The following is a 6383-nucleotide window of genomic DNA, read 5'->3' on the forward strand; positions in this document are numbered from 1 at the left end:
CCCCCCCCGCCGGGCGGGGTCCGGGGCCCCCGCGCGGGGGGCTGGCCCTCTCGCGGGGGGCCGCCCCGGCGGGCTCGCTTCGCTCGCCTCTTCGCGAATCATGAGCGCGCTAGCCTTCCACCCGGCGGAGGAACTCGGCCGCCTCCTCCGGCGGCACGGGGTTGATGTGGAACCCGGAGCCCCACTCGAAGCCGGCGACCTGGGTGAGCGCGGGCATCACCTCGATGTGCCAGTGGTACGAGGGCGAGGCCGCGTCGCGCAGCGGGTTCGAGTGGACGATGAAGTTGAAGGCGGGATCGCCGAGCGCGGCCGCGAGGCGCCGGAGCGTCGTCCCGAGCGCCTGCGCGCAGTGCGCGAGCCGCTCCTTCGGCTCCGCCTCGTAGTTCGACTCGTGCCGCTTCGGCACGATCCAGGTCTCGAAGGGGCTGCGCGGCGCCCACGGCGCGAACACCACGAACTCGTCGTTCTCGTGGACGAGGCGGGAGCGCTCCTTCCGCTCCTGCCCGACGATGTCGCAGAAGATGCAGCGCTCCTTGTGCTCGTAGTGGCGCTTCGCGCCCTCGATCTCCTCGACCACCTGCCGCGGGACGACCGGGAGGGCGATGAGCTGGGAGTGCGCGTGGTCGAGCGACGCGCCGGCGAGCTGACCCTGGTTCTTGAAGAGCAGGATGTAGCGGAAGCGCAGATCGTTGCGGAGATCGAGGATGCGCGCCTTGAACGAGAACAGCACCTCGGTGAGCTCACCGTCGGTGAGGTCCTTCATCTGCCGCTCGTGCCGAGGCGTCTCGACGATCACCTCGTGGGCGCCGATCCCGTTCATCCGGTCGTAGATCCCCTCCGCCTCGCGATCGAGGTCGCCCTCGATCTTGAGCGCCGGGAAGCGGTTCGGCACGACCCGCACGGACCAGCCCGGCGCGTTCGCCGGCGCATGGGGTGGGCGGCCGGCCACGTACACCTCGCGCGGCGTCTTGTCCTCCTGCCCCGGGCAGAACGGGCACAGCCCCGGCTTCGCGGGCTCCTGCGGCCGCACGAGGTCGGAGGGCCGCCGCGCCCGCTCGGTCGCGATGATGACCCACCGCCCGACGATCGGATCCCTGCGCAGGTCCGGCATCGCGTCACCTCTCCTCGCGCGCCGGGCGCACCGTCACGCCGACCGCCGCCGCGACGGCCATGATGGCCGCGCCGCCGACGTAGGGGAACGCCATCGACCACTGCCCGTAGGTGAAGGTGCCCGCCTCGGGGCCGAGGATCCGCCCGAAGGCCGCGGCGGACTCGCCGATGCCGAGGGTCCCGCCCTGGTCCTCGGCGCGCGCGAAGCGCGAGAGGAGCGAGGAGAGCGCCGGCTGCGCGAGGCCGCTGCCCACGGCGAGCGGCGCGGTGGCGGCGAGGAGCCCCGGCACGCCCCCGGCGAAGGGGAGCGAGGCGAGCGCCGCGGCCTGGAGGACGAGGCCGGCGACGAGCAGCGGCTTCTCGCCGTAGCGGCGCGAGAGGCGGCCGACGAGCCCGCCCTGGACGATGACGAGCAGCACGCCGATGTACGCGAACACGTAGCCGACGTGCGACTCGGCGAGGCCGTAGCGCTCCTTCGCCAGGAAGGCGTACGTCGCCTCCATCATGCTGAAGGCGAGCACGGTGAGGAAGTAGATGCCGATGACGCGCCGGATCCCCGGCCGGCCGAGCTCCTCGCGCATCGCGGCGAAGCGGGGGCGGCGGTCGGTGGAGCGGCGCGCCGCCGGCTCGGGGAGGATGAACCAGGCGGCGGCGCCGTTCGCGGCGGCGAGCGCCGCGGCGGCGAAGCCCGGGAGCGCGAGCGAGTGGCGGGAGAGGATGCCGCCGATCGCGGGCCCGAGCACGAAGCCGAGGCCGAAGGCGGCGCCGATGATCCCCATGCCCTTTGCGCGCTCCTCCGGCGCGGTCACGTCGGCGACGAAGGCGCGCGCGATGGAGATGTTCGCGGTCGCGGCGCCGGCGAAGAGGCGCGAGAGGAGCAGCATGGGGAAGCTGTTCGCGAGGCCGTACATGGCGAACGCCACCGCGGTCATCGCGATCGAGCCGAGCAGCATCGGGCGGCGCCCGACCCGGTCGGAGAGGCGGCCCCAGATCGGCGCGAACACGAACTGCATCGCCGAGTAACCGGCGGAGAGGAGCCCGGTCCAGGCGGCGGAGGCCCCGAGCCGCTCCGCGTAGAGCGGCATCACCGGGATGACCATCCCGAAGCCGAGGAGATCGATGAAGACGATGACGAAGAGGATTGCGAGCGCGGACCGGTTCTTCACGGGTCCGGGAGGATAACCCGGGGCGGACGGGCGCGCAGGCGTTTCCCTCCGGCCCGCCCCTCACCGGGCGACACGATCGCGCCCCGCCCGCTTGGCCGCGTAGAGCCGCTCGTCGGCCCGGGCGAGGAGCGTCGCCCCGTCCTCTCCGGGCGCGAGCGCGGCGACGCCGGCCGACACCGTCACGGCGACGCGCTCGGCGCCGGCCTCGACCGGCGCGGCGGAGATCCGGGCGCGGATCCGCTCCGCCACCTCCGCGGCCGCGGCGAGCGTCGCGCCCGGCAGGAGCGCCGCGAACTCCTCCCCGCCGATGCGAGCGAGGAGGTCGCCTGCGCGGAGCGCCTCCGTCGCGCGCGCCGCCACCGCGGCGAGCACCGCGTCGCCCGCGGCGTGGCCGTGCGCGTCGTTCACGCGCTTGAAGTGGTCGACGTCGAGCGCGGCGAGCGCGAGCGCCGCCCCGTCGCGGACGGCGCGCGCGACCGCGCCCGCGAGCGCCTCCTCGAACGCCCTGCGGTTCGCGAGGCCGGTGAGCGGATCGCGCCGCCCGAGCGCGGCGAGCGCCTCGAGCTCGCGCGCGGCCTCGTCGCCGGCGGCGAGGTAGCGCATGACGAACGACCCGACGCGGATCCGGTCGCCGCTCGCGAGCCGCCGCGCGGAGACCGCAGCGCCGTTCACGAACGTTCCGTTCGTGGAGCCGAGGTCCTCCACGAGGTGCCCGCCGTCCGAGGGCGCGACCCGCGCGTGCCGGCGCGACACGTCCTCCGCCGGCAGCCGGAGCGCGCAGCCGGGATCGCGCCCGAGGAGGACCTCGCCCTCGAGCGGAAGCGACAGCCCGAGGAGCGCCTCGCCCTCGACGAACACGAGCCGCGCGCCACCGCTGGCCTTGGCGCCTGGCGTGGGCGGCCGGACCCGGGTCGCGTCGGACACCTCACACGCTCCAGTTCACGCGCTCGAAGTCCGCGTCCGGGACGGTGAACCTCACGAACCCGTGGCGCGGCAGCCGTTCGACCTCGACCTCCCCTCGCGCGGCGTGGACGCCCAGCGCGACCTCCGTGCCGGGCGCGAGCCCGAGCGCGGCGAACGGGAGCCGGGCCTCGAGCACCTGCGCGAAGGCCACCTCGCCGAGCTCGGCGCCGCGCAGGCGCGCCGGGCGCACCTTGCCGTCCCGCACGATCGAGAGCTCGATCGTCTCGTGCCGGTCGCCGGCGAGCAGGACGACGCGGACCTCCGACGCGAGCTCCGCGCTGCGCTCCGCCGACTCGGCTGGATCGAGCCGCAGGCAGAGCGCCTCGAGGTCGAACCCGTAGTGCAGCGCCTGGAACACCTGCGCGCCGCCGAACATGGAGCCGCGGTGCTGGCCGGGGCGGTGGACCCCCGCCCCCGCCCACTCGAAGTAGGTCGTCTCGCGGCCGTCGATGCGGGGCGCGAGGAGCGCGGTCGGCTCACGCGCGCCGCGCGCCTCGGTGCCGGCGAGGGCGACGCGCTTGATGGGCTCCACCGCCTCGCGCGGCGGCGTCACCCCGAGCAGCAGGCAGGCGCGCACGACGTGCCCGCGGAACAGCCCGTCGAACTCGGCGCCGAGGTCGGTCGCGAAGTCGTCGCCGTACCACCAGAACCAGTCCGAGGCCTCGGCGGCGTGCAGGTGCTGGCGCGCCCGCTCGAGCCGGTCCGCGGAGACCGTTCCCGCGCGCTCCGCCGCCGCGAGCGCCTCGCGAGCGCGGCCGAGCGCCGTCCAGGCGTGGCGGTCCTCGGCGTGCCCCATCCAGATCCGGTACGACGCCTCGATCCACGAGCCGGAGTGGATGCGGGTCACGATCCCGCCCTCCGCGCCGGCGGTCGCCTCGGACATCGTCACCGTCTCGACCGCGTCGCTCGCGGCGAGCGCGCCGTAGAGCCGATCGAGGAACTCGCGGCCGCTCTGCGGGTAGTGCTCCCACGCGTTCTCGCCGTCGAGGAACACGCCGACCGTCGGTCGGCCGGGGAGCCGCTCCGCCGCCCACGCCTTCGCGATCGACGCGACGTTCGCGACGAAGTCGCCCGCCGCCTCGCGCGCGGGCACGGCGGAGTAGGTGAAGCCGATCGCGTCCGAGAGCGCGCGGTCGCGGAAGAGCATCGTGAGCTCGCGCCCCTCGCCCGCGGCGACGCGCCAGGGCCGGTAGACCGACGCGAGCCGCGGCGCGCTCGGCGGGAGCGAGTGGAGCAGGACGCCCTCGTCGCTCCCCGCCCAGCGGACTCCCTCCCGCGCGAGCACCTCCACCGCCTCGGGCGACACCGCCCCCTCCGCCGGCCACATCCCGGCGGGCGGCCGGCCGAAGCGGCGGGCGTGGCTCGCGAGCGCCTCGCGCACGTGCCAGCGCGCGTCCTCCGGGTACGCGAAGCGCGGGGGGAGCTGCACGTGGGGGAGCGCGCGGCGCGCGGCGTCGGTGTCGCAGAGGAGCGGGAGGATCGGGTGGTGGTAGGGGGTCGCCGAGAGCTCGACCTGGCCGCGCTCGGCGAGCCGCGTCCAGCGCGGGACGATCCCCGCGAGGATCCGGCGCTGGGCGTCGAGCAGGAGGGCGACGTCGGCGCGGTCGAAGCCGCGGCCCTTCTCGCGCAGGGCGCCGAGCCCCTCGTCGTCGGCGAGGGCCCCGAAGCCCATCCAGGCGAGGTTGAAGTGGACCTGCAGGTCGGTGATCTCGGCGTCGGTGAACGCCGCCGCGAGCCGCACCACGTCGCGGCCGCGCAGGTCGCGCCCGCGCTTCTGGAGGAGCTCCCAGTAGCGCGGCACCGGCCGCACGTTGCGCGACCAGTCGACCATGAAGAAGCCACGCACGATCGCGGCGCGCTCGTCGGGCGCGAGCTCGTTCGCCGGGCGGGCGGTGAGCGCGAGGAAGCGGTCGCGCGCGCGGCCGGCCACGTAGTCCTCGAGCTGCTCGAGCAGGATGGGGGTGAAGTTGACGGTGCAGCGGATGCCCGGGTGCCGCTCCAGGATCCACGCCATGTCGTTGTACGCCCGGGTGGCGTGGAGCCTCACCCAGGGCAGGAGGTACTCGCCCGTGTCCGCGTCCCGGTAGGGCGGCTGGTGCATGTGCCACAGGAGCGCGAGCCGTGCCTTCTGCATGGAGCAGAACCGTAACGGCCGGGCGTCCCCGGCGCCTAGCGCCGGACGCGGGTACCGAGCGCGGGCGGCGGCGGGGCGCCCGAGGCGGTGGAGAGCGGCCCGCCCTCGCTCCGGATCTTCCACTCCTCCCAGAGGTTCAGGACGAGCGAGACGTCGCGCAGCGGCACCTTCTTGTCGAGGTGCGGGAACTCCGCGATGAACGCGTCGTAGAAGTTCGCGTAGCGCGTCGGCGTGAAGTAGCGGAGCAGCGTCTCGCGGCCGTGCGCGTCGACGTCGAGGAACTCGATCCCCATGCCCGTCGGGAAGGCGCGGTCGCCGTGCGGGACGACGTGCGCGATCTGCGAGCGGATGGCGAGCGGCCCGTCCGGCAGGGCGAGCTCCACGTAGAGCTCGAGCCCGGCGCGGAGCAGGAAGTTCGACGCGACGAACAGCCCGCCGAGGCCGAGGTTCTTCGAGGTGGCGAACGCCTCGAAGCGGAGCCCGTCCTCGCCCGGGATGAAGAGGCGGCACGGGAGCTCGATCTCGATGCGCTCGTAGCGGCGGGGCTCGCTCATGGGACGAGGACGATAGCACCGCGCGAGCCGTCCGAGCGAACGCCTGCCTGCTCGCCTTCCGGTGCCGATGTGCGCCCGCAGGCGCTCCGCGGCGACCCGCGGCGCGCCTCACCCCCAGAGCTTGCCCGAGCCCTTCGCCTTGAGCTCGCCCATCTCCTTCGCGAGCCGCCCGAGCCGATCCGTCTTGTCGGCCACCTCGCGCTGGAGCCGCGCGATCTTCACGTCACGCTCGGCGAGCTGGGCGGCGAGCGCCTCGCGCTCGGCGCTCGCCGACCGGAGCGCCTCGTCCGTGGCGTCGATCGCGGGGAAGTCCTTCACCTCGATGTCCAGGATCGCCGCCCCCGCGTCCTCCGCCACCCCCGGGGCGGGCGCCGCGCGCGCCGCCTCGGCCGCGGCCTCCGCGTCCGCCGCGCGCCGGAGCGCCTCGGAGAGCGCGTCGCGCAGGCGCGCCGCGTC

5 protein-coding genes and 1 pseudogene are annotated in these 6383 nt (G+C 75.1%); all 6 read right to left on the minus strand.

What is annotated here, in order from left to right:
* Positions 1-109: 109 nt before the first annotated feature.
* Positions 110-1111, minus strand: coding sequence for a galactose-1-phosphate uridylyltransferase (locus MNY62_RS20725; RefSeq protein ID WP_242346260.1), 1002 nt, complete (start codon positions 1109-1111; stop codon positions 110-112).
* 4 nt (positions 1112-1115) lie between these two features.
* Positions 1116-2276, minus strand: coding sequence for an MFS transporter (locus MNY62_RS20730; protein WP_242346261.1), 1161 nt, complete (start codon positions 2274-2276; stop codon positions 1116-1118).
* Positions 2277-2336: 60 nt separating this feature from the next.
* Complete coding sequence (locus MNY62_RS20735; RefSeq protein ID WP_242346262.1) at positions 2337-3200, minus strand: diguanylate cyclase; 864 nt, start codon at positions 3198-3200, stop codon at positions 2337-2339.
* Between the two features lies 1 nt (position 3201).
* On the minus strand, positions 3202-5373 hold the full coding sequence (locus tag MNY62_RS20740; protein WP_242346263.1) for a glycoside hydrolase family 57 protein: 2172 nt from the start codon (positions 5371-5373) through the stop codon (positions 3202-3204).
* A 35-nt stretch (positions 5374-5408) separates the two neighbouring features.
* Positions 5409-5927 carry a PilZ domain-containing protein gene (locus MNY62_RS20745; RefSeq protein WP_242346264.1) on the minus strand — a complete coding sequence of 173 codons (519 nt, stop codon included), beginning with the start codon at positions 5925-5927 and terminating at the stop codon, positions 5409-5411.
* A gap of 108 nt (positions 5928-6035) precedes the next feature.
* Positions 6036-6383: pseudogene (locus MNY62_RS20750) on the minus strand (hypothetical protein); the annotation flags it as partial.

This window comes from Anaeromyxobacter terrae (assembly GCF_022690685.1).
Lineage (GTDB): Bacteria > Myxococcota > Myxococcia > Myxococcales > Anaeromyxobacteraceae > Anaeromyxobacter > Anaeromyxobacter terrae.

Excerpts from the sequence above, each read along its gene's own strand:
- MNY62_RS20725 (WP_242346260.1), bottom strand. The coding sequence starts at position 1,111 with ATGCCGGACCTGCGCAGGGATCCGATCGTCGGGCGGTGGGTCATCATC.
- MNY62_RS20740 (WP_242346263.1), bottom strand. The coding sequence starts at position 5,373 with ATGCAGAAGGCACGGCTCGCGCTCCTGTGGCACATGCACCAGCCGCCC.
- MNY62_RS20745 (WP_242346264.1), bottom strand. The coding sequence starts at position 5,927 with ATGAGCGAGCCCCGCCGCTACGAGCGCATCGAGATCGAGCTCCCGTGC.